This window comes from Thermodesulfobacteriota bacterium (genome assembly GCA_040757775.1).
GTDB lineage: Bacteria > Desulfobacterota > UBA8473 > UBA8473 > UBA8473 > UBA8473.
In genome coordinates this window covers 40,424-62,438 of the sequence record JBFLWQ010000012.1, presented here as the reverse complement: position 1 = coordinate 62,438, position 22,015 = coordinate 40,424, and the positions used below count along the sequence as shown (strand labels likewise).

Sequence of the window (22,015 nt, the reverse complement as noted above, 5' to 3'; positions counted from 1 at the left end):
GAGGGTGAAAATGACTCAAGAAAAACGCCCTGGAATTAACAAAAAGGTTGTTCTCATTGTCTGCCTGAGTGCTACTGCCTTTCTGACAGCCGGTATCGCTCTGGGGCTCTGGTCGGGCAGGGAGATGAGAGAAGTAGTGGGGAAACAGTTCAATGAAGAACAACTGGTTATTGCCCGCAATATCTCCAATTTGATCGGAAAGGAGATGGAGTTTTTAAAAAAAGAGCTTGTTCTCCTTGGTAAGGATATCTCTGATGGTCATCCAACCCCTTACAGGCAGTATGAAACTATCCAGAAGAGTCTTTCCCGTGTCTTAGAGGGTGGCGTTTGGAGAATTGATGTTGTGGACCTGGACAACAAAAAGACCCAAATATATACACCTCATAGACATTGGACATTAAATCAGGCATCCGACCAGGGACTGAATAATGGGCAGCAACCGAATACTGGAAAGAATAAAGGGGTCTGGGTTTCCCCTCCCCGGACTGACTCTTCCGGGATAGGTTTGCAATTGGCTGTACCCCTGGCAGACGCTTATAAAAGACTGCTTCTTTTTCATGTCAATGTCTCATGGTTCCTGACCCCCTTTTTGAAAAATGTGCGCTCCGGAAAGACAGGATATGCCTGGATTATTGATAACAACGGGATTTTCCTCTTTCATCCCGAGACAAAGTTTGTAGGCAAGGATGCCTTCAAGGTTCGTAAAGAGCGGGATGCAAGTATTTACTACGGAAAGATCAACTTTATTCAGAAAGAAAGGATGCTCAAAGGTCTGGAGGGCATAGGCTGGTATGTTTCCGGTTGGCATCGGGGAATTACCGGAGAGATAAAGAAACTGATTGCTTACTCCCCCGTAATTATTTCAGATAATCCGCCTCAAAACTGGTATGTAGCCGTAGTAGCACCCATAACAGAGGTTGAAGAGGCAATTTATTCAGGCTATCTGCGGCACTTTCTGTTGCAGGGAATAATCATTGTGGCAATTGTACTGGGTGCTGTCACGATCCTGTTTTTTGAAATACGCTGGTCTCGCACCCTGGAGCAGGAGGTTAACAATCAAACCTGGGAACTCAAAAGGTCAGAAGAAAAATACCGTTCTCTGGTAGAAAGCGCCGAGGACTTTATCTTTACGGTAGATTCTGAAGGCCATTTTCAGTCCATGAACAGCTTTACTGCCAATTTCTTCGGGGGCTGCCCTGAAGATTTCCTGGGCAGGAAGCTTTCTGTCCTATTTTCTGAGGAAATTGCTGAAAGGCAGCTTAAATTGATAAGACTGGTCTATAGATTCGAGAAGAGCGTTCGTGATGACTTCATGTTAACATTGGGAGAACACCAGACATGGATCAGTGCCAATTTCATGCCCTTAAAGAATGAAGAAGGCAAGGTATCTTCTGTCTTATGTATTGCCAGGGATATTACAGAAAATAAACAATTGGAAAGGCAGCTCATCAATACCGAAAAATTGGCATCTATGGGTACATTAGCGGCTGGCGTTGCCCATGAAATCAATAACCCTCTGGGGGTTATATTGGGCTTCTCCGATCTTTTGCTTGAAAAGACAGATGAGAACAGTCAGGAATATGAAGACCTGAAAACCATAGAAAGACAGGGGCTCCATTGCAAACAGGTTGTAGAAAATCTCTTAAGCTTTGCCCGCCAGGGAGAAGGGGACGCTGAGTACTCTGATTTGAACCACAGTATTGAAGATATAATCAAGGTTGTGAAGCACACCCTTGATATGAACAATATTGAACTGGTTCTGGATTTAGATAAAAACATACCCCAGGTTAAAGGCGATCCCCGACAGTTACAGCAGGTGTTTTTGAATCTGATCAACAATGCCGCAGCAGCCATGAATGGAAGGGGTATGTTAAATATCCGGACATCCATGGAAAAAGGCAGTCGAAAAGCCATAGTTCAGTTCCAGGATGACGGTGTCGGGATTAACGAAAAAGATATAGACCATATCTTTGACCCCTTCTTTACTACCAAACCCGAAGGGGAAGGGACCGGACTGGGTTTATTCGTAAGCTATGGTATTATAACCAAATATGGAGGAACGATAAATTGTCTCAGCCATACTGCTGATTCATCAGGCAAACCAAGAGGAACCGTCTTTACCATAAAGCTGCCCATAAAGACTCAGGAGGTATAATGTCAGGAAGGATACTGGTAGTTGATGATGAGAAAGACATGCTGGTTCTTTTAAAGAGAATCATTTCAGAGAAGACAGACCATCAATTGGTTACAGAGTCTGATCCGGTGACGGCACTGGAGTTGTTTAAGAAACAGCCTTTTGATCTGGTAATAGTCGATTTAAAGATGCCCGGGATGGATGGCATCAAACTCCTTGAAGAAGTTAAAAAAATAAACCCAAATGTTTTGGTGGTCATCATGACCGCCTATGGCACTATTGAAACCGCAGTAGAGGCGGTCCAGAAAGGCGCCCATGACTATATAACCAAGCCATTTCGAAAAGAACGGATTCTATTAACGATAAACAAGGTTATGAAATGGCGTGAGATGGTAAGGGAAAATCTGGCTCTTCGTCAGGCACTGGAGGAGAGAGATAGTTTTTCATGCATGGTCGGGGCAAGTTCAGTTATGAAGGAAATATTTGAACAAATAAGGCAGGTAGCCCCTACCACGGCTACAGTGTTAATTACCGGGGCCAGCGGAACCGGCAAGGAATTGCTCGCCAGGGCAATCCATCAAAACAGTCTTCGAAGTTCTAATAAAATGATTACCGTCAACTGTACTGCTATTCCTGAACAGGTTATAGAAAGCGAGCTTTTTGGCCATGTAAAAGGTGCTTTTACAGGGGCATGGAAAGACAAAAGGGGGCTGGTTGAAGATGCTCACAAGGGAACCCTCTTTTTGGATGAAATCGGCGATCTCAACCCTCTCATGCAAACCAAACTCCTTCGGCTGATACAGGAAGGTGAGTTTAAACCAGTCGGAAGTGTGGTTACCAAAAAGGCAGATATACGCTTTATAGCTGCCACAAACCACAATCTGAAGGAGGAGATAGAAGGAAAACGTTTCCGGGAAGATCTTTACTACCGGCTGAATGTTATCCATCTTGAATTGCCTCCACTTAAGGATAGAAAAGAGGATATCTCCCTTTTGAGTTATCATTTTTTAAAAAAATACACGCGGGCTAACCAGAAAGATATCACAGACATTTCACCTGCAGCTACGCAGACCCTTCTTTCACTGGAATTGCCCGGCAATGTGAGAGAGCTGGAAAACATCATAGAACGTGGCGTTATCTTCTGCCAGACCAATACTCTGGAGGTGAGAGATTTATTCCCGGACAATGAATATAAAACTCCTTATCCCTGCCTTGATGAGGACATCTATCAGTTAACCTTTAAAGAAGCCAAGGATAAGATGACTCATAAGTTTCATCGGCACTATGTGTTGTCCGCCCTGCGAAAAAGCAGGGGAAATATAAGTAAGGCTGCTGCTATGGCAGGTATCCAAAGGCAGTATCTTCACCGACTGATGAAGGAAGAAGGAATAGATACCAATGACATTAATTTTAAATATGACAAGTAGGGGCACGGTGCGCCGTGCCCCTACTTGTCTGTAACCTTTAGCCCCATCTCCTGCAAAGCATCTTTAAGGCAAACCATTCCCACTGGCCCTTGATTCTCTGTTACAGTAATACACTTGAGGTTGTTATTAACCATCAACTCAATGGCATGTATAATCTTATCGTTTAGAGTCACTGAGGGAGAAAGCGGCGTGCCTTCCTTAAAGGGAAGAAGAATATCTTTTACTTTTTTTTCCTTCATTATCACCTACAGATTTCGTATCAACCCATCCCCTTCGCCATGACGCTTCTTTATCGCCTTGATCATGTATCTTGTGGCAGCAATGGAAATAAGCAGGACAGACAGAGCACTCAGGTGGAGGAAGATTAATGCTATATGGCTGACATGCTTGATATCATTAAACGCTTCAGAGTATTCCTGCGTTACTACCAGCATCCATTGTGGCTCGTTAAGCCATGCCTGAGCCAATATATGGCGGGAAAGACGTTGCTTTGAATTTCTAGCGTTGGATTCTACAATGCGAATTTTGGTATCTTCATGGAAAGGCTCTATAGGAAAAGGAGCTTTTTCCATAATTTTACCGCTAAATCTGGGACTAGTCTGAAAAAAGCCCCCCCGGTTTAAGAGATAAACCTCTCCGGTTTTGCCAATATTAACGTTTTCAATCAGGGAACGGAAGGTTTCTGTATCTATGGTAGTTCTTAATATCCACTTTTTCCCATTTTCGGTGCAGGTAACTGCTATGATAAAATGAGGAATTTTACGAAATCCCATAAACATATCGCTTATATAAACCCCTTTTTCCATAACCTCTTTAAACCAGAATGTCTCCGAATAGTTTTTATCAATAAGATCATAGGGGCCAATGTATGCCAGTTGTCTGCCCCTCTCATCGATGACCCCCAAATCAGTAAAAGAGCCATGGTCTCTGTTCATAATATGAAAAATATGGATGAGATTCGCTTCTTTCTGTAAGTAGTTAAGAGAATGGGTGTGGACAATTAATTGGAGGTCAGAACTGCGCTCTTTTAAAAACAACTCTATAATCCTTTTATGATTGTCCACCTGTGTTTGAAAAGAACCCATCATACGGAGCATGGAAAACCTCGAATAGTAAACGTTAATACCCCAACCTATCATGAGAAGGGGAACAAGTGAACATATCAGCGTTATAAATATAAATCTTCTATACAATATCGAGTAGGGCGATTTACGCCGTCTCTCCCTGTTTTTGTTATTAGCCCTACCCTTTATTTCCATGTATTGCGTCACCAGAAGCCATTTTTTTACCCCCAGGTACAATCTTTCCTGAATCAGCACACCGTTTCTTTGACAAAAAAAGGGGCTTGAAGTTTTTATCAATTCAAGATATATGCCAAATATTATCAATAGAGGAGCATAACTGATAACCCTCTTAGATATATGGATTTTTTGTTTTTTTATTATCCCCAATTTCCAGAATGAAAGCATCGGGTGTAATCTTCAGGGTGACAGTAACGTGGGGGAAAACAACAGCAGGCTTAAGCCCGCTGTTATAAAAGCGGAGTAACAGGGAAAAGAAGTTTCCCCCGGCTGTTTAAACAACAGTAGGCTTAAGCCTGCTGTTATAAAAGCGGAGTAAAAAGTAATTTCCCCCCCCTGGAGACTGTATCATAATCCTTTTTTTTGGAGGTAATCACCAGTTGACGTGGTGTAACCTGGATGTTTACAAAAAAGGTCTTTTCTATCCAATCCTTTTCTCTTGTTAATAGGCATTGACCAATTTAACCTATCTTTTCAACTGGTTATTCCTTTTCATCAAATACGTTTCCCTTCTGGCACAATTCTTGAGTTCATTAATAGACAGAAAAGCACTCCCAACCAGACCAATAAAGCGGTATATGTTCTTGGCTTTAACATTACTAAAGGAGGTAGTTAATTATGGCAGAGGAAAAAACCATTACTTCAATGATGGCTGAAGATCGTGTATTTGAACCGTCGGATGAGTTCAAACAGAAAGCGGCAGTGAAAAGTATGGATGAATACAAGAAGATGCATCGGGAATCGGTGGAAAATCCGGAGGCGTTTTGGGAAAAGATAACAGATTCCATGCTTTGGGATAAGCGCTGGGACAAATTCTGGGAATGGGATTTTAACAAAGCTGATATAAAATTTTTTATTAATGGAAAGATCAATGCATCAAAAGACTGTCTGGACAAACATCTTGACACCCCCAGGAGAGACAAAACCGCTCTAATCTGGGAAGGGGAGCCAGAGGGAGAAAGCCGCACTTTCACATATAAAGAGCTTTACCTTGAGGTCTGTAAATTCGCCAATGTTCTGAAAAAACTGGGGGTAAAAAAGGGAGACCGCGTTACCATCTATCTCCCTATGATACCGGAACTTCCCATTGCTATGCTGGCTTGCGCCCGAATAGGTGCTATTCACAGCGTTGTTTTCGGGGGATTTAGTGCTGACTCTTTACGGGATAGAATCATCGACTGTCGAGCCACCTTCCTCGTTACCAGCAATTACGGTTACCGAAGCGGCAAAACCCTTTCTTCTAAGACAAATGCTGATGATGCACTCAAGGACTGTCCGGATGTTAAAAAGGTGGTTGTGGTAAAGAGGATTGATAAAGATACCCCTATGAAAGAGGGAAGAGACCTCTGGTGGGATGAATTAATGGCAGAGGCTGATACCGATTGTCCAGCAGAAGTCATGGATGCAGAAGATCCCCTTTACATTCTCTATACCAGTGGCAGCACCGGAAAACCGAAAGGGGTACTCCATACTATCGGAGGATATCTCACTTATATCCATGCCAACATGAAGTGGATCTTTGATGTGAGGGATGAGGACATCTTCTGGTGCACGGCAGATATCGGGTGGGTGACAGGACATAGCTTTATTGTTTATGGTCCGTTGTCAATTGGTACCACTACCCTTATGTTCGAAGGAGTACCTAACTGGCCTGAGCCTGACCGATTCTGGAAGGTCGTGGAAAAATACAGGGTCAACATATTCTACACCGCTCCCACGGCATTGCGTGCCTTGATAAGGGAAGGAAATGAATGGCCTGACAAACGTGACCTGAGCAGTCTTCGCCTGCTGGGCACAGTGGGTGAACCCATCAACCCGGAGGCATGGATTTGGTATTATGAGGTGATTGGAAAAAAACGCTGCCCCATTGTAGATACCTATTGGCAGACAGAGACCGGAGGCATTATCATTACTCCTCTACCAGGGGCTATACCGACCAAGCCTGGTTCAGCTACCATGCCATTCCCCGGTGTTGATGCTGTGGTGTTACGGGAAGACGGTTCTGAGGCTGAAGAAAATGAGGGGGGCTACCTTTGCATAAAAAAACCCTGGCCTGGTATGATGAGGACCGTCTATGGAGCCCATGAACTTTTCCATAAAACCTACTTCACCCGCTTCCCCGGCATTTACTACACTGGAGACGGGGCAAGGCGGGATGAGGATGGGTATTTCTGGGTGATGGGTCGGCTGGATGATGTAATAAACGTGTCCGGCCACAGGATGGGGACAGCAGAGATCGAAAGTGCCCTGGTATCCCATCCTACGGTTTCTGAAGCAGCGGTTGTGGGCTATCCCCATGAATTGAAGGGCCAGGGGATATATGCCTTTGTGACTCTTAAATTGGGAGTGGCGCAAACTGATGACTTGAAAAAGCAGTTAATTGTCCATGTGAGAAAAGAGATCGGCCCTATTGCCGCTCCTGATAAAATTCATTATGCGGATGCACTGCCCAAAACGAGAAGCGGCAAGATTATGCGGCGAATCCTCAAGAAGATTGCTGCAGGGGACATATCAAATATTGGGGATACAACTACCCTTGCCGATCCAAGTGTGGTGGACGTCCTTATTAAGAAACGTCTATAAAGCGCAAATAACCTAAAGGAGCCCAGGCCCTCCGGGCTCCTTCCTTACCACCCTACCATGCTCAATGAGGTATTTTCCGTTGCAACAGAAGAAAGGAACAAGACTATGGCAAGCTCAATTAAGAACAGGGGATGGATTGTTACGTTTTCTGGTACAGGGATTAATCTGGCTCTAGGAATTCTCTATACCTGGAGTATTTTTAAGGGTGCGATAAGAAAATCGATTGAGACTGGCGGAGAAGGGAGCTTTAAATGGGACATTGTTCAACTTAATGACCCCTACTCTGTTTGCTGCCTGGTTTTTGCTTTCATGATGATTCTGGCTGGAAAGTGTCAGGACAGGTTTGGCCCTCGGTTGACAGCAATGATTGGTGGTATTTTGGTAGGAATCGGATTTATATGGATTTCGCAGACAACAGGCTATATAAGTTGGGTTCTTGGTTTTGGCGTGTTGGCTGGTTCTGGAATAGGGTTCGGCTACTCAGCTGCAACCCCGCCTGCACTCAAGTGGTTTCCGCCAGCCAGAACAGGGCTGATTGCAGGATTGGTAGTCTCTGGGTTTGGCCTTGCATCTGTATATATCGCACCGCTTTCAGAATATCTGCTGAGTATATGGGGGCTGCAAAATGCTATGCTGTTCTTCGGGATTGCATTTACTGTTGTTGTATGTGGACTTGCAACGCAACTTGTAAATCCACCGGCTGGATTTTTACCCTCAAATCCAGCCCCTTCTTTATATAAAGGTATAGACAGAAAAGACAAAGCTGAGAAACCATTGGAATCAGTCCTGACTCAAAGAGATTTTAAGCCTTCAGAGATGATGAAGTCACCCTCGTTTTATATTATCTGGTTTATATATTTTATAGGGTCAGGGGCTGGTTTGATGGTTATCAGCAGTGTTGCTGGAATGGCAAAAAAAAGTATGGGGGAAGCTGCATTTGTGGCTGTTGCAATCCTGGCTATTGGAAATGCTGCCGGACGTATAATTGCAGGAATGCTCTCAGATAAAATTGGTCGTAGTCTTACTCTGTTTATTATGCTTATGTTTCAGGCCGTTTTAATGTTTGCAGCCATTCCGATTGTGAGTTCTGAGAACACATATGCTGGTGTCCTTATACTTCTTGCCACCCTCATCGGGTTCAATTACGGAACAAATCTATCGCTTTTTCCATCATTTGCAAAGGACCTCTACGGGCTAAAAAATTTTGGGATAAACTACGGTATTATTTTTACGGCGTGGGGCGTTGGCGGATTTGTGTTGAGCCGAGTATCCCAGATGTTACAGGCTGCCAGTGGAGGAAGTTTTACATCTTCGTTTGTAATAGCCGGGATTATGTTAATTATTGGTGCCTCTCTCACTTTTACATTGAAGGGCTATAAATCTGAGTATCTGGCAGATAAATAAAAAGAGGTAGATTTTTTTCGTTAAATAATATATTTTAACAATATGTTAACAAATATAACAGTTAAGCTATGAAGCTCTGGATAAACCATAGCTTTCTTATCCCACCTTTGCCCATGAAAAAATTTTCTGACTGGAGACTCAGGAACAAACTCATCTTTATTATCTCCCTTTTAGTTATCATCCCCTTGATCTTTTTCTCTTTCCTCGCAACAAGTGAGTTCAGTTCAGCTCTAAAAGCAGGGGAAGATCAGAAATTGGAAAATATCGTTAATACCCTTTATGCCCTTTGTGAAACCAACTTATCAGCCGTAGAAAATACTTCCTTAATTCTACCCACCCAGCTTTCCAAGATAAGGGAAATTGTGAAAAGTATTGTTATCGGAAAGACCGGCTATGCTTACGTACTTGACCGGCAGGGTAATCTAATCATCCATCCCACGAAGGAGGGGGAAAATATTAGCCACTGGAAGGACTCCAGGGGCAATTATTTTATCAGGGAGATGATTGAAAAGGCGACCTCCTCGGGAAAATCAAAGACAGGAGAAATTCGCTACCCATGGATTAATGTGGAACTGGGGGAAACCTCTTCCCGGATAAAAATTGTGAAGTTTCGCTACCTGTCCCAATTGGGGTGGATTATAGCAGCAGGGAGCTATGAGGAGGAAATCTTCAAGGCAGTTTATGATACTGAAAAAACTGTTATCATTTTAACTACCACCAGCCTGGGAATAGCCTTGATATTCATGATTATACTGGCACGTTTTCTAACTCGTCCAATTCTGCAGTTGACCAGAGTTTCATCCCGAATGGCAGAAGGGGAGTTCTCTCTTCGGGTTAACATTTCACAACAGGATGAAATCGGTCAACTGGCACACTCTTTTAATTGTATGGGAGAACAGATTCAGGAATACACCCAAAATTTAGAACAGGCTGTAGCTCAGCGGACTCAGGAACTCGCAGATTCAAAAGAAGAATATAAAAAAATATCGACACTGTTGACCAACATCTTAGAGAGTTCCACTGAATATGCAATTGTTGCCATTGATATTGAAGGAGAAATCCTGGAATTTAACATGGGCGCCAGAAACCTTTTCGGGTGGACAAGGGAAGAAATGATCGGAGAGAATATTTCCAAGACTTATGCTAATAGCGAGGATTGCCTCCTTGAAAGAGAAGAATTGCAAGGATTGCGAAGGGGACGGGCAATAGAAAAAGAGGCAGAGCGAGGGAAAAAGGACGGCGGAAGATTTCTTGGCAGGACAGTGATAACCGCTATGAAGAATGCCAGGGGTGAACTTTTTGGATATCTGGAAATATCACGGGATATTACCGAGCGAAAACGTCTGGAACAAGAATTAAAAGAGACAAAAGACTATTTAGAAAATATCCTCGAAAGCTCGGTAGATGGGATTATAACAACTGACCAGAAAGGGGTTCTTACCCGTATTAACAGAGGACTGGAAGATATTCTTCATGTTAAAAAGGAGGAAGTTATCGGTAAACACGTTTCTATTCTCTATCTGGAGGGAATAGCCGATGCTCGAAAGATCATGAGCAGCCTCCGTCGTGACCATAAATTCAGCAATTATAAGATGACTCTGGTTGACAGGAATGGCAGGGAAATCCCCATCAATACGTCTGCCGCCCTCTTAAAAAATTTTAGGGGGGAAACCATAGGAACGGTGGGTATTTTCCAGGACCTGACCGAAAAAAGAAAGCTGGAGGCAGATCTCCAGAAAGCTGAGGCATCCCTTATTCAGGGCGCTAAAATGCGGGAACTGGGAGATCTGGTTTCAGGTGTGGCACATGAAATAAACAATCCCCTCATGGCATCTCAGACTATCCTTTATCGTATCAGAGAGAATCTCCATCAAGACTGCCCCAATGAAAGACTGATAGGTTTGATAGGTCGTTGCAATGATCGTATCGCCACTATTGTTAACCATCTCCGGGAGTTTTCAAGAGAAACGGAAACGCATTTTGAACCTTTAGATATAAGGATACCGATAAACAATTCTCTCCTTATAACTGAACAGCAACTCCTCGATCACAATATTAAAATAGTAAAGGATTTTTCCTCCCAATTACCCGATGTAACAGGAAGCGCCTCTCAACTCGAACAGGTTTTTTTAAACATCATCAGTAATGCCAGGGATGCCTTAGATAAGCAGGAATCAGATAAGGAACTCATAATCCGTTCTTTTTACCGACATAAAGATGGAGCTCCAGGGGAAGTCGTTATTTCGTTTACCGATACAGGCCCGGGCATACCACCAGAGATTAGGTACAAGATATTTGATCCATTCTTTTCAACTAAAGAAGTGGGGAGCGGGACAGGACTTGGTCTCTCTATCTGCTATGGTATTGTAGAAAAGCATGGAGGCAGGATAGAAGTAGACAGCGAGGTGGGAAAGGGAACTACCTTCAGGGTCATCCTGCCCGCGATTGGCAGCAACAAATCAATAGAGAAAGGAAATACAGGCAATGTCTAAAAAGATTCTTGTCGTTGATGATGATGAGCTTGTTTTGATAGCCCTGGAAGAGCTGCTCAAGCCCTGTGGCTACGAGGTGTCAACCGCCTTGAATGGTCATATTGCTCTGGAAAAGGTAGGTGAGGAGAAATTCGACCTTATGATACTGGATATTATCATGCCAGGTATTGATGGCTTCGAACTCTGCCGAAAAATCAGGGAAATGGAACTATACCGTACTGTTCCCATTATTATACTCACAGCCAAAAGCAGCAAGGAGGATACGCAAAAGGGTATCGATGCCGGTGCCAACCTGTTTTTGCCAAAACCCATCTCACCTCAGCGTCTCCTTGAGTTGGTTAAAAATTCTTTGGAATAAATAGTTTTTATAACCGGGAAAAGAAAATGCATAAAGTCTTCGTTAGTTCCACGGGTAACCAATCGGGACAGAGTTTGGCAGCATGGGTTATGGCAGAGATTTTTCATTCAAAAGGTATGCGGACAGGTTTTTTTAAGCCCTTTGTCACCCGTCCCATGATTAAGGACGGACGAATAATAGATAAAGATGCCCTTTTAATGAAAGAGTATCTTTATCTTCAGGAAGATTTAGAACTCATCTCTCCGGTTGTCCCGGAAGAATCTCCAGGAGATGAAGCCACCAGGAAAGAACAGATTAAAAACATCAAAAAAAGTTATGAAATTGTAAAGGAAGAAAAAGATGTTCTTGTAATTATGGGGTCAGAGCAAATTTTTTATGACTCTAACTCCCCTTATTTACCCGATGGTAATCTTGTAAACCAGTTTGACTCTCCGGTTTTGCTGGTCGATAAATTTCAGAGTGATAGCATGTCTATATATTCAGTACTGGCTGTAAATTCATTCTTGAACGGAAGGGTCAAGATCGTAATCATCAATCAGGTTTCACCTGATAGCCTGGAATCTGTCCGCCGAAAACTCGTTCCCCTCTTTCAGGAAAGAGGGCTGCCCGTTGTCTTTGTTGTACCCCAAGATCGGATCCTGGCTTGTTTAACCATTCGTCACATCGTTGATATCGTTAAGGGCGATGTGCTGACAGGAAAAGAACACATGGATAGTCTGGTGGAAAGTACCTCCATCAGTTCCACTCACCTTCAGGGTTCGTTAAATTTATTCTGCAGGATTTTTAACAAAATTATCCTTCTTGGACCAACAGTGGATAATTCACCTGTACATTTTGTTACCCCTGTTGTTACTGGCATTTTGCTGACCGGGGGACGAAAGCCGGCTCCCATTGTAATCAATACTTGCAAGGACTTTGGCATCCCGCTGATTTCAGCTCCCTACGATACCTTTAATACCATGGAGAGGATTCAGAATCAGCAAGTACATATCACTTATAAAGATGTCTACAAGCTTAAACGATTTCTTCAACTCATGGGTGAGGAAGATGCTATCCGAAAGATTGTAAGGCAGGTTATTTAAACTCAATCCCTGATGGCGAGAACATGTCCTGGATATATAAAATAAGTCACCTCTCAGATGTTGAAAAAGAAGGTCTTTATCGCGTTATAATTCCACCTTCAATATTTCATCGTTATCGCATTAGCCCGGTTCTCTTCATTAATGAAAGACAAGAGCGCCTGGTTCGATTTTATTGTCCGCCTAAAGACAATGCAGCCATTGTCGAAGTGAAGCGGGAGGTAACAGACCATGATTGTGTCTTCTTTTCCCAGATATCTGACACTACGGACAGAACCCAGCTCTGTCTCGATTTTATAATTATGAATGATCCTGATAGCGATAGGTTTAACACTGATGTTGATATGATGGGTAAGGATACACTTTTTGGACGGGCATCCCGAAATATAAATGAAGAGGTAAAAGCTATGAAAGCTGGTTTAGCTCCGGGCCAGGTTAGAAGAGGACTCAGGTTAACCGGCCAATTTATCAATTGTCTGGAGCACTTCGCCAGGATTATGGGAATAAAGTCGATCGTCTTAGATGCCCTTTTCTATCATAACGCGATCATTTATGAGATGTATGGCTTTTCTTATTTTGAAGGGTTTCTGAGGATGAAACGCATTCAGGAACTTTTTCATTCCGGGAACATCCTCCATGATAAGTTGAATGGCTCTTCTCCCTTTCGACAGGCAGGGTTTCACAGGTCCATCCGTGGGCGAAGTTGGGCAATCCACGATGGCATCTTCAATGACATTGACGACGAAATACTTGAAGGGGCATGGTTTTCCCCAAAAATGTACAAAATGATTGATAAGCCTCGAAAAGTTTGTACTTTTCCCAATGCTCAGTATTGATGAAGTCGTAAAAAATCAACCTGTATAAAAACTATGAGGTGAACATATATGCGAATAAAATTGAGCAAGCGAGTTTTCCTGAATTTTGTACTGATCATAGCATTGTTTGGAATTCTGGGGGCGTTGGTTGGAGCAATGCTTATCAATCGCACTACATTAAACGAGGCACAGCTCCGTGTGAACCTTGATCTACGCTCAGCATGGAATGTTATTCAGGGTGAACTTGACAAATTAAACCTTTTTGTAGGTGTGCTTGGTACTGGCAGACGAGTTGAGAGTGCCTACTACGCACCAGATTCTCCGATCCACCGGGCATCCCTTGAAGCCGTGAGACGACAGTGCGAATTCGATTTTTTATCCCTTACCGATGCCAGAGGACAGGTTATCGTTCGCACCGTTGAACCATATAATAAGGGTGATTATCTAACTAACGACCCCTTTGTCAGCAGCGCATTAAAAGGTAAAAGTGTGAGCGGATTTGCCATCCTCAGCCCGGGAAGACTTCGAGTTGAAGGTGGTGATCTCGAAGAACGTGCCTTCATCGTGTTTGAACCGACACCCAAGGCAAAGTTCCGTCCGAAGACTTCCGAGTCGGCTGGCATGGCGCTTGTTGCTGCCGCCCCCATCTACGATGAAAATGGTAATATCCTCGGGGCACTCCATGCTGGCATTCTTCTCAACCGAAATCATGCGCTTGTTGACAAAATCAGATCCATCGTTTTTGAAGACGAAATTTACGATGGTCGATACCTAGGCACCGTAACGATCTTCCAGTGGGATACCCGCATCGCCACCAATGTAAAATTCGCAAACGGAAACAGGGCAACAGGTACCCGTGTGAGTGCAGATGTCTACGATAAAGTACTCGAAAATAACCTCAATTGGTATGACAGGGCCTTCGTTGTCAATGATTGGTACATAAGCGCATATAACCCTATTCACGACATCGAAGGCAGGGTAATAGGTATTCTTTATGTTGGTGTCCTTGCTAAAAAATACAATGACATAAAACTGGCTCTATGGAAATTCTATGGAGGTCTTTCATTTGGTGCAGCAGTCTTTGTGCTTGCTGTTGGCCTCATCTTCGCACGTCGGCTAACTGGCTCCCTCAGACGCCTGGCAGATGCTGCTGGAGGAATAGCAACAGGGGACCTCAACCTCAGGGTTGAAGAGCCTTTGATAGACGATGAGATCCGAGATTTGACCCGCACCTTCAATGCAATGGCATCGAGTCTGCACGACCGGGAAGAGAAACTTAAAGCTGCCAATATAGAACTGGAGGATACTAATGCCTCACTGCAGCAGCTAAATGCCAACTACCTTGATATGTTAGGATTTGTATCGCATGAATTGAAAAACACACTGGGAGTAATCTACACTTCAGCGCGTGCGCTCGATGCAGGACTCATTGGTCCCTTGAGCGAGAAGCAGGGAGCTCTTATACACGGCATCTCGCGTAATATTGACTCAGCCGTAAGAATGACCCGTAACTACCTCAACCTGGCACAAATAGAGAGAGGAGAATTAAAGGTTGAAGCAAAAATAATTGACTTAATTAGTGACGTTGTGAATCCCGTACTGGGAGAATTAGAACAAACAGTTGCTGAGCAATCCGTTATAGTCGAGAATGAGTTGCCAGAAACTTTGCCAATCATGGGAGACCCTAATCTGCTTCTAATAGTTTATAAAAACCTTCTTACCAATGCGTTGAAGTATGGCTGCCATAACGGGAAAATAAGGCTAGGCTTTAAGAGAGAAGAGAAAAACTTTAGATTTGAAGTATGGAACGAGGGAGAAGGTCTCTCCTCCGACAAGATATCGCAGCTATTCCAGAAGTTTGTACGATTGCAGGACAAACCCGAAAGGTCACGCAGTACAGGCTTGGGCCTCTTTATTACAAAGGATATCGTTACTAAGCACGGAGGTGTAATCTGGGCAGAATCTGAAGTTGGTAAGTGGATAAACTTCATCTTTACATTACCCTTTGGCACACCAGAGGACGCGAGCTAACATATCGCTAAAAAAAGTATCCGCCAGTTGACAGAGTGTAAACTGGATGTTTACAAGAAAGGTCGTTCCCCCATACAATCCTTTTCTCTTGTGATAATTGGCAGCCAATTTAACCTGTCTTTTCAACTGGTTATTTTTTTCATCAAATAAGTTCCCTTTTGGCACAATTCTTGAGTTCAAAAAGGACAGGGAGTTTTTACAATATTAGACTTTGAAAAACTCGCTTTCCCCGACAAGTCGGGACAAGGCAATCTCAGGGCAAAGCACAGAGATTGCTTCATCCCGATTTCATCGGGATTCGCAATGACAAAGTGGGCATTTTTTGTAACTTCTTAAAAGGAGGTAATTTCTGTGGTGGAGAATGTGACATCAGAAATAGTTGAGGAACAAGAATTTTCTGCAGAAGAGCTGGCTTCTGTAGATACCATCATTGAGCGATACGCTAGAAAACCTGGGGCACTAATACCTGCTCTGGAGGAGATACAGGAAACCATCGGGTATCTTCCTAAATCCATACAGAGAAGGATCGCCACCGGACTCAGGATTCCTTTTAGCGAGGTCTATGGGGTTATCACCTTTTATTCTTTTTTTACGATGGTTCCAAGGGGAAGGCATACTGTAAGGGTCTGTCTTGGAACGGCATGTTATGTCAGAGGGGGCAAAAAAAACATGGAAAAACTTTCGGGAATTCTAGGAGTTTGCCCCGGGAGTACAACAGATGACAGGCGTTTTTCCCTGGACACTGTGCGTTGTCTGGGTGCCTGTGGTCTTGCCCCAACAATGGTTATCGATAATAATACCTTCAGACAGGTTAAACCAACAAAGATACCTGAAATTTTGGAGAATTATGATTAATCAAGTTCATCCTGAAAAGTCAGCTACCCCGATAGGATCGGGGTTTGAGGCACAAAGGGACAGGTAACCCCCCAGTGCCCCCCCTTTGGCAAAGGGGGGGGCACTGGGGGTTGTCCCTGCATCATCCGCACAATATCCAACTGAAGTCTTTCCTCAGGCGGAAGGGTTTTTCTCCCAATCGATGAGGGAGACAATTAAAGAAGGAGTTTACCTATGCAAAAGCTGAAGATAGAGGATCTTTATAGGATAAAGGGAGAGGTTCTCAGGTCATCGGTACTGGAGGTTGGAAAGTGTAATTGTCTCATCACGGTGCACATGGGCACCTGCGGGATCGCCTCTGGTGCAGAGAATGTTTTGGCTGCCCTCAGGGAAGAGCTTAACTCCTCTGGGAGAACTGATATCCTCATAACTACATCTGGTTGTGCAGGCATCTGCAACCGTGAACCCCTTGTTACTATAGACAGACTTGGAGAAGAGTCTATAAAATATGCAGAAGTGAACGAAGAAAAAGCACGCCAAATCTTCCAGAAACACGTATTGGGGAGCCAGGTAATCCCGGAATGGGCATTTTCTAGAGGCTGGGAACAAAAGGAGAAAGCATTTGAAGGCCCTCCATCTCCAGGAACCGAAGCAATACCCTCCATCCAACAAATCCCATTCTTTGGTTTGCAGGAACTGCGTGTTATGAGGAATCGTGGTCTGATCCAGGCAGAGAGGATCGAAGAGTACATAGCCATGGATGGGTATCTTGCGGCTGCCAGGGCACTGTATCAGATGAGTTCTGATGAAATCATTAAGGAAGTTAAGGTGTCAGGGATTAGAGGTCGGGGAGGCGCCGGGTTCCCTACCGGAATGAAATGGGAGTTTTGCGCAAGATCCCGCGGAGATATCAAATATGTCCTTTGTAATGCCGACGAAGGGGACCCAGGAGCCTTTATGGATCGCTGCGTCCTGGAGTCAGACCCTCATGCAGTACTAGAAGGGATGATCATAGCAGCCAAGGCTATCGGGTCCAAACAGGGCTATATTTACTGCCGTGCAGAATACCCTCTTGCTGTAAAGATGTTGAACCTTGCCATCGACCAGGCAAGGGGATATGGGCTCCTTGGAGAGGATATCCTTGGGTCTGGGTTTAGTTTTGATCTGGAGGTTTACCGTGGAGCCGGGGCATTTGTGTGTGGTGAAGAGACAGCACTTATGACCTCTATCGAGGGGAAAAGGGGTATGCCCAGGCCCAGACCCCCCTTCCCTGCCATACAGGGCCTGTGGAAAAAACCGACAGTTCTGAATAACGTAGAGACCCTGGCAAGTATACCCCAGATAATCCTTAATGGAGGAAAATGGTATGCCGGTCTTGGTACCTTGAGAAGCAAAGGGACAAAGGTCTTTGCCCTTACAGGAGATGTAAATAATGTAGGACTGGTGGAAGTGCCTATGGGAACGCCTATAGGCACTATCGTCCATGATATAGGGGGTGGTATCTCCGAAGGGAAAAGGTTCAAGGCTGTTCAGCTGGGTGGGCCATCCGGAGGATGTATACCTGCCCAGCATTTGAATGCACCGGTCGATTATGAAACGATTACCCAGCTTGGAGCAATCGTTGGCTCTGGCGGCATGATCGTTATGAACGAGGATAAATGTGTAGTAGATGTAGCCAGATTCTTCATGGAATTCTGTCAGGAAGAGTCCTGTGGCAAATGTACACCATGTCGGGTGGGTACAAAGAAGATGCTGGAGATATTGACCAGAATATGTGAGGGCAAAGGCGAGGTGGGAGACATAGAAACCCTTGAGCGATGGGCTTCTATTGTTCAGAATACAGCCCTGTGCGGACTGGGACAGACGGCTCCCAATCCCGTGCTTTCCACCCTCCGTTACTTCCGGGACGAGTACGAGGCACATATTCGTGAAAAGCGTTGTCCTGCCATAGTGTGTTCAGCCTTTTTCAAATCCCCGTGCCAGCACACCTGCCCCCTGGGGATGGATATCCCAAGTTATATTGCCCTGGTTCGGGCCGAGCGGTTAGACGATGCCTATAAAATCCTCCTCAGAACCAACCCATTCCCCAGTGTCTGTGGCAGGGTATGCGACCACAAGTGCGAATTCAAGTGCAGACGGTCCACCCTGGATGAACCCGTGAACATAAAGTACCTTAAACGGTTTATTACAGATAATACCAGGAGGCCACCTGTAAACAGGGTACCTGTAACCAGGAAAGGAAGGATCGCAATCATAGGTGCTGGCCCCTCTGGTTTGACTGCTGCTAAAGACCTTATTCTGAGGGGCTGCGAGGTAGTTGTTTTCGAGGAGCTTCCGGAACCCGGGGGTATGCTCCGATGGGGCATACCGGAATATCGGCTCCCCAGAGATGTCTTGAGGTCTGAGATCGAAGATATCCTGGCGCTGGGTGTGGAGCTCCGGTGCAACACAAAGGTAGGCAGGGATATCTCATGGGATCAGGTTAAAAAGGAGTCCGACGTCATATATCTGGCTATTGGAGCTCAGCAAAGCATCCGGGTTGAAGCGGACGGCGAAGACCTTGAAGGTATTTGGGGAGCCGTAGAATATCTTCGGGAACTTAACCTGGGGAAAAAGCCGGAGATAGGAACACGTGTGGCAGTTATCGGAGGGGGCAATTCAGCTATCGATGCCTCACGTTCTGCCCTGAGATGCGGTGCAAAGGAGGTTACCATACTTTATCGAAGGCTCCGGCAAGACATGCCGGCACAGGAAGAAGAAATACAGGCTGCCGAAGAGGAAGGGGTAAAGATCGAATATCTTGTGGCTCCAATCAGGTTTTCGGGTGATAATGGTCATCTGCAGAAGGTCATCTGCCAGAGGATGTCTCTGGGTGAATTTGATGCCAGTGGCAGAAGAAGACCTCTGCCTATACCAGGAGCCGAGTTTTCCCTGGATGTAGATCAGGTGCTCGTTGCAATTGGCCAGAAGCCAGTTTTCCCTTTCCCTGTCGAAAAAGACGACCCCAGAATCTCTAAGAGAGGGCTTCTGGAGATAAAGAAAGGTACGAAGACATGTGTCAGTGATTCAATGATCTATGGGGGAGGAGATGCAGTTACAGGTCCTGCTACGGTTGTGGAAGCAATAGCGGCAGGCCATCATGCTGCAAATGAGATAGATGCTGCTGTCAGGAAGCGTTATACAGAGCCTCCATATATACCACCCCTTGAGGATGAGATAGAGATTCCAATGGTAATAGATGAGGAGACCCCGGAAATCCCAAGGATTCGTGTTCCAGAAATCCCTGCGGCAGAAAGAATTGGAAATTTTAAAGAAGTGGAACTGGGGTTTTCAAGCAAAATTGCTATGGATGAGGCATGTCGGTGTCTGCGGTGCGATATTCAAACAGTGTAAAATTTGATGGACTTTTTACGAAGCCATAAAATTTTGGAGGATATCCAATGGAGAAGAAGGTAAATCTGAAGATTGACGAAAGAGAGATAGCGGTAGACGAAGGTACGACAATCCTGGATGCAGCGCAGCAAAACGGCATTCGTATTCCCACCCTCTGCCACCATCCTTGCCTCTCCAATTGGGGGGGGTGCAGGCTCTGTGTGGTGGAAGTAGATGGCTCTCCCAAACTGGTTGCCAGCTGCGTGATGCCCGTTAGAGAAGGGATGGGGGTGGTCACATCCAACGATCGGATCATCGAAGCCAGACGAACCATCCTTGAGTTCATGTTTGCCGAGAGGAACCATTACTGCATGTTCTGCGCCCAGAGTGGAGATTGTGAGCTCCAGAGTCTAGCCTATGAAATGCAGATGGACCATCTCACTGTCCCTTCTTCCCATCAGGCATTTCCCGTTGATATAACAAGTGAATACATGGCAATAGACCATAATCGATGTGTCTTATGCGGAAGGTGCATCAGGGGATGCCAGGAGATAGCAGGAGCCTATGTGCTGAACTTTCAAAATAGGGGACCTCACTCCCTTATCGGTCTGGACCTCAATGAAGAAAGAGGAGAGTCTAGCTGCTACTCTTGCGGTGTATGCATGCAGGTGTGCCCAACAGGGGCAATATACAATCGCTACATGACACATTATGCGGTTAAAGGACACAGAAAGGACTGGGAGACTATTGACTCCTTTTGCCCGCAGTGTGGATTATTATGCCCAACGCTTCATTCTGTCAGGGATAACAACCTGCTGAAGATTGAAGGCAAGCTTTCTCTGAATGGCGGAAGCCCGGACCTCGGACAACTATGCTATAAGGGGAGATTTGAACCCTTTAAGACGATTGGAACTCGTCTCCTTCAGCCCAGGGTTCGAAGGAAGGATGGGACATGGGTAGAAGAGACATGGCAAAATGCCCTTGACTTAGTAGCTGAGAAGCTTGGTACTATAAGGGATACATACAGTGGGAAGGCTATCTTCGGGCTTGCATCAAGCCGGTGTTCTAATGAGGAACTTGTTCTCTTCAGGGATATTATGTCCGGGGGCTGGGCTTCTGGCTACATAGACACCCTGGACGGAGACCACATGAGAACCATTTCAAGGGCAAGGGAAGACGTGGGAAAGACTTTCAGGGAGGCATCATGGAAGAGAATCCTTGAATCCGACTTTATCCTGGCAGTAGGCGCAGACCCTTACAAAAGTCAGCCCCTGCTCTCATCCCTCATACACAGATGTGTTATGGAGAAAGGTGTTAAACTCGCTATTATAGGAACAAGAGATTTTATGCATCCATGGACGTCCCTATATCTGTCACCGGAGAATGGAAACAAACTCTTACTGATTAAAGCCCTTCTGGATGAAGCCATCTCATCCATTAAAGAATCATTCGGGGAAGCGGGAGAAATCAATGTTCCAGATATGTTGAAAAGGGAGGGTATGGATTGGGAAACCAGAAAGACCCTGTATGAAATGGTCAGGATATTTAACAAGTCAAAGAACCCCATAATTATTGCAGGAGAAGAACTGACCGCTATTGAGGATCAATCATGGCTTATGTATATTATGAAACTGGCATTTTTAAAGGGCATCCTTCCCGAGAACACCCTGAGGCTTATTATCCTGAAGCCGGACGGAAACAGTGCCGGAGCATGGAGGCTGGGAGTTTCCTCTCGTGAAGGGATAAAGGGTAAAGACAAATTAAGAGGTGGACTTATTCTTCTGGGTGGAGAAGAAACTTTAAGTTCAGACCTTCTGGATCGCTTTAGTGGACTCGATTTTCTTGGTGTTATGAGCCCCTATTTTCCGGAGGCACTGGCTGATAAGGCACATGTCATTATTCCAAAACCTCTCTGGATGGAAGAGGGTGGAACATATACCTCTCTGGATGGCATAGAATTTAGCTACAGGGAAAAGATACTTAATCCTCCCGAAGGGGTAAAGGGGTCATGGCAAACCATGGTGGCTCTGGCTGACCGAACCAAATTTCGTCCTGACTTCAAAACATGGAAGGAGCTACGTAAAAAAGTAGAAAAAGAGATGGAACTTGGCCCATTTTTAATGTATTAGTAGGGGCGGGGTTATTCCCGTCCCTGACACCGACACGGAATACCAAGAATGGAGGT

14 protein-coding genes are annotated in these 22,015 nt (G+C 44.8%); 12 read left to right on the top strand and 2 right to left on the bottom strand.

Going from position 1 to position 22,015, the window contains the following annotated elements; genetic code table 11:
• The first annotated feature begins 10 nt into the window (after positions 1-10).
• Together AB1401_08935 and AB1401_08930 are read left to right on the top strand one after the other, a co-directional pair.
• Positions 11-2,155, top strand: coding sequence for an ATP-binding protein (locus AB1401_08935; protein MEW6615574.1), 2,145 nt, complete (start codon positions 11-13; stop codon positions 2,153-2,155).
• Complete coding sequence (locus tag AB1401_08930; protein ID MEW6615573.1) at positions 2,155-3,561, top strand: sigma-54 dependent transcriptional regulator; 1,407 nt, start codon at positions 2,155-2,157, stop codon at positions 3,559-3,561. The genes AB1401_08935 and AB1401_08930 overlap by 1 nt, the downstream gene beginning before the upstream one ends.
• 20 nt (positions 3,562-3,581) lie before the next feature.
• On the opposite strand, the gene AB1401_08925 is transcribed toward AB1401_08930, so the two are convergent.
• On the bottom strand, positions 3,582-3,800 hold the full coding sequence (locus tag AB1401_08925; GenBank protein MEW6615572.1) for a CBS domain-containing protein: 219 nt from the start codon (positions 3,798-3,800) through the stop codon (positions 3,582-3,584).
• A gap of 6 nt (positions 3,801-3,806) precedes the next feature.
• Complete coding sequence (locus AB1401_08920) at positions 3,807-5,030, bottom strand: cache domain-containing protein (GenBank protein ID MEW6615571.1); 1,224 nt, start codon at positions 5,028-5,030, stop codon at positions 3,807-3,809.
• 450 nt (positions 5,031-5,480) lie between these two features.
• Here AB1401_08920 and acs point away from each other — a divergent pair, with 450 nt between their 5' ends.
• The 10 genes from acs to AB1401_08870 all read left to right on the top strand — a co-directional run bounded on the left by acs (position 5,481) and on the right by AB1401_08870 (position 21,959).
• Entirely contained in the window at positions 5,481-7,445 is a 1,965-nt protein-coding gene (acs, locus tag AB1401_08915) for an acetate--CoA ligase (GenBank protein MEW6615570.1), read from the top strand.
• Between the two features lie 105 nt (positions 7,446-7,550).
• Entirely contained in the window at positions 7,551-8,849 is a 1,299-nt protein-coding gene (locus AB1401_08910; protein MEW6615569.1) for an OFA family MFS transporter, read from the top strand.
• Between the two features lie 68 nt (positions 8,850-8,917).
• Positions 8,918-11,341 (top strand): PAS domain S-box protein, encoded by a 2,424-nt coding sequence (locus AB1401_08905; protein MEW6615568.1) that lies wholly within the window; start codon positions 8,918-8,920, stop codon positions 11,339-11,341.
• A complete protein-coding gene (locus AB1401_08900) occupies positions 11,334-11,699 on the top strand; it encodes a response regulator (GenBank protein ID MEW6615567.1) in 366 nt (121 codons plus the stop codon). The genes AB1401_08905 and AB1401_08900 overlap by 8 nt, the downstream gene beginning before the upstream one ends.
• Before the next feature lie 26 nt (positions 11,700-11,725).
• Positions 11,726-12,781 (top strand): AAA family ATPase, encoded by a 1,056-nt coding sequence (locus tag AB1401_08895; GenBank protein MEW6615566.1) that lies wholly within the window; start codon positions 11,726-11,728, stop codon positions 12,779-12,781.
• A 23-nt stretch (positions 12,782-12,804) separates the two neighbouring features.
• Positions 12,805-13,614, top strand: a complete 810-nt coding sequence (locus AB1401_08890) for a hypothetical protein (GenBank protein ID MEW6615565.1) — start codon at positions 12,805-12,807, stop codon at positions 13,612-13,614.
• Positions 13,615-13,662: 48 nt separating this feature from the next.
• Positions 13,663-15,624 (top strand): cache domain-containing protein, encoded by a 1,962-nt coding sequence (locus AB1401_08885; protein MEW6615564.1) that lies wholly within the window; start codon positions 13,663-13,665, stop codon positions 15,622-15,624.
• 351 nt (positions 15,625-15,975) lie between these two features.
• Positions 15,976-16,479: an NADH-quinone oxidoreductase subunit NuoE gene (gene nuoE / locus AB1401_08880; protein ID MEW6615563.1), complete on the top strand. Its 504-nt coding sequence runs from the start codon at positions 15,976-15,978 to the stop codon at positions 16,477-16,479.
• A 213-nt stretch (positions 16,480-16,692) separates the two neighbouring features.
• On the top strand, positions 16,693-19,851 hold the full coding sequence (locus tag AB1401_08875; GenBank protein ID MEW6615562.1) for an NADH-ubiquinone oxidoreductase-F iron-sulfur binding region domain-containing protein: 3,159 nt from the start codon (positions 16,693-16,695) through the stop codon (positions 19,849-19,851).
• Between the two features lie 47 nt (positions 19,852-19,898).
• Positions 19,899-21,959, top strand: coding sequence for a molybdopterin-dependent oxidoreductase (locus tag AB1401_08870; GenBank protein MEW6615561.1), 2,061 nt, complete (start codon positions 19,899-19,901; stop codon positions 21,957-21,959).
• The last annotated feature ends 56 nt before the right edge of the window (positions 21,960-22,015 follow it).

Bases quoted from the DNA above. Each gene is read 5' to 3' on its own strand.
- AB1401_08935 (MEW6615574.1), top strand. From the start codon at position 11: ATGACTCAAGAAAAACGCCCTGGAATTAACAAAAAGGTTGTTCTCATT.
- AB1401_08930 (MEW6615573.1), top strand. From the start codon at position 2,155: ATGTCAGGAAGGATACTGGTAGTTGATGATGAGAAAGACATGCTGGTT.
- AB1401_08925 (MEW6615572.1), bottom strand. From the start codon at position 3,800: ATGAAGGAAAAAAAAGTAAAAGATATTCTTCTTCCCTTTAAGGAAGGC.
- AB1401_08920 (MEW6615571.1), bottom strand. From the start codon at position 5,030: ATGCTTTCATTCTGGAAATTGGGGATAATAAAAAAACAAAAAATCCAT.
- acs (MEW6615570.1), top strand. From the start codon at position 5,481: ATGGCAGAGGAAAAAACCATTACTTCAATGATGGCTGAAGATCGTGTA.
- AB1401_08910 (MEW6615569.1), top strand. From the start codon at position 7,551: ATGGCAAGCTCAATTAAGAACAGGGGATGGATTGTTACGTTTTCTGGT.
- AB1401_08905 (MEW6615568.1), top strand. From the start codon at position 8,918: ATGAAGCTCTGGATAAACCATAGCTTTCTTATCCCACCTTTGCCCATG.
- AB1401_08900 (MEW6615567.1), top strand. From the start codon at position 11,334: ATGTCTAAAAAGATTCTTGTCGTTGATGATGATGAGCTTGTTTTGATA.
- AB1401_08895 (MEW6615566.1), top strand. From the start codon at position 11,726: ATGCATAAAGTCTTCGTTAGTTCCACGGGTAACCAATCGGGACAGAGT.
- AB1401_08890 (MEW6615565.1), top strand. From the start codon at position 12,805: ATGTCCTGGATATATAAAATAAGTCACCTCTCAGATGTTGAAAAAGAA.
- AB1401_08885 (MEW6615564.1), top strand. From the start codon at position 13,663: ATGCGAATAAAATTGAGCAAGCGAGTTTTCCTGAATTTTGTACTGATC.
- AB1401_08875 (MEW6615562.1), top strand. From the start codon at position 16,693: ATGCAAAAGCTGAAGATAGAGGATCTTTATAGGATAAAGGGAGAGGTT.
- AB1401_08870 (MEW6615561.1), top strand. From the start codon at position 19,899: ATGGAGAAGAAGGTAAATCTGAAGATTGACGAAAGAGAGATAGCGGTA.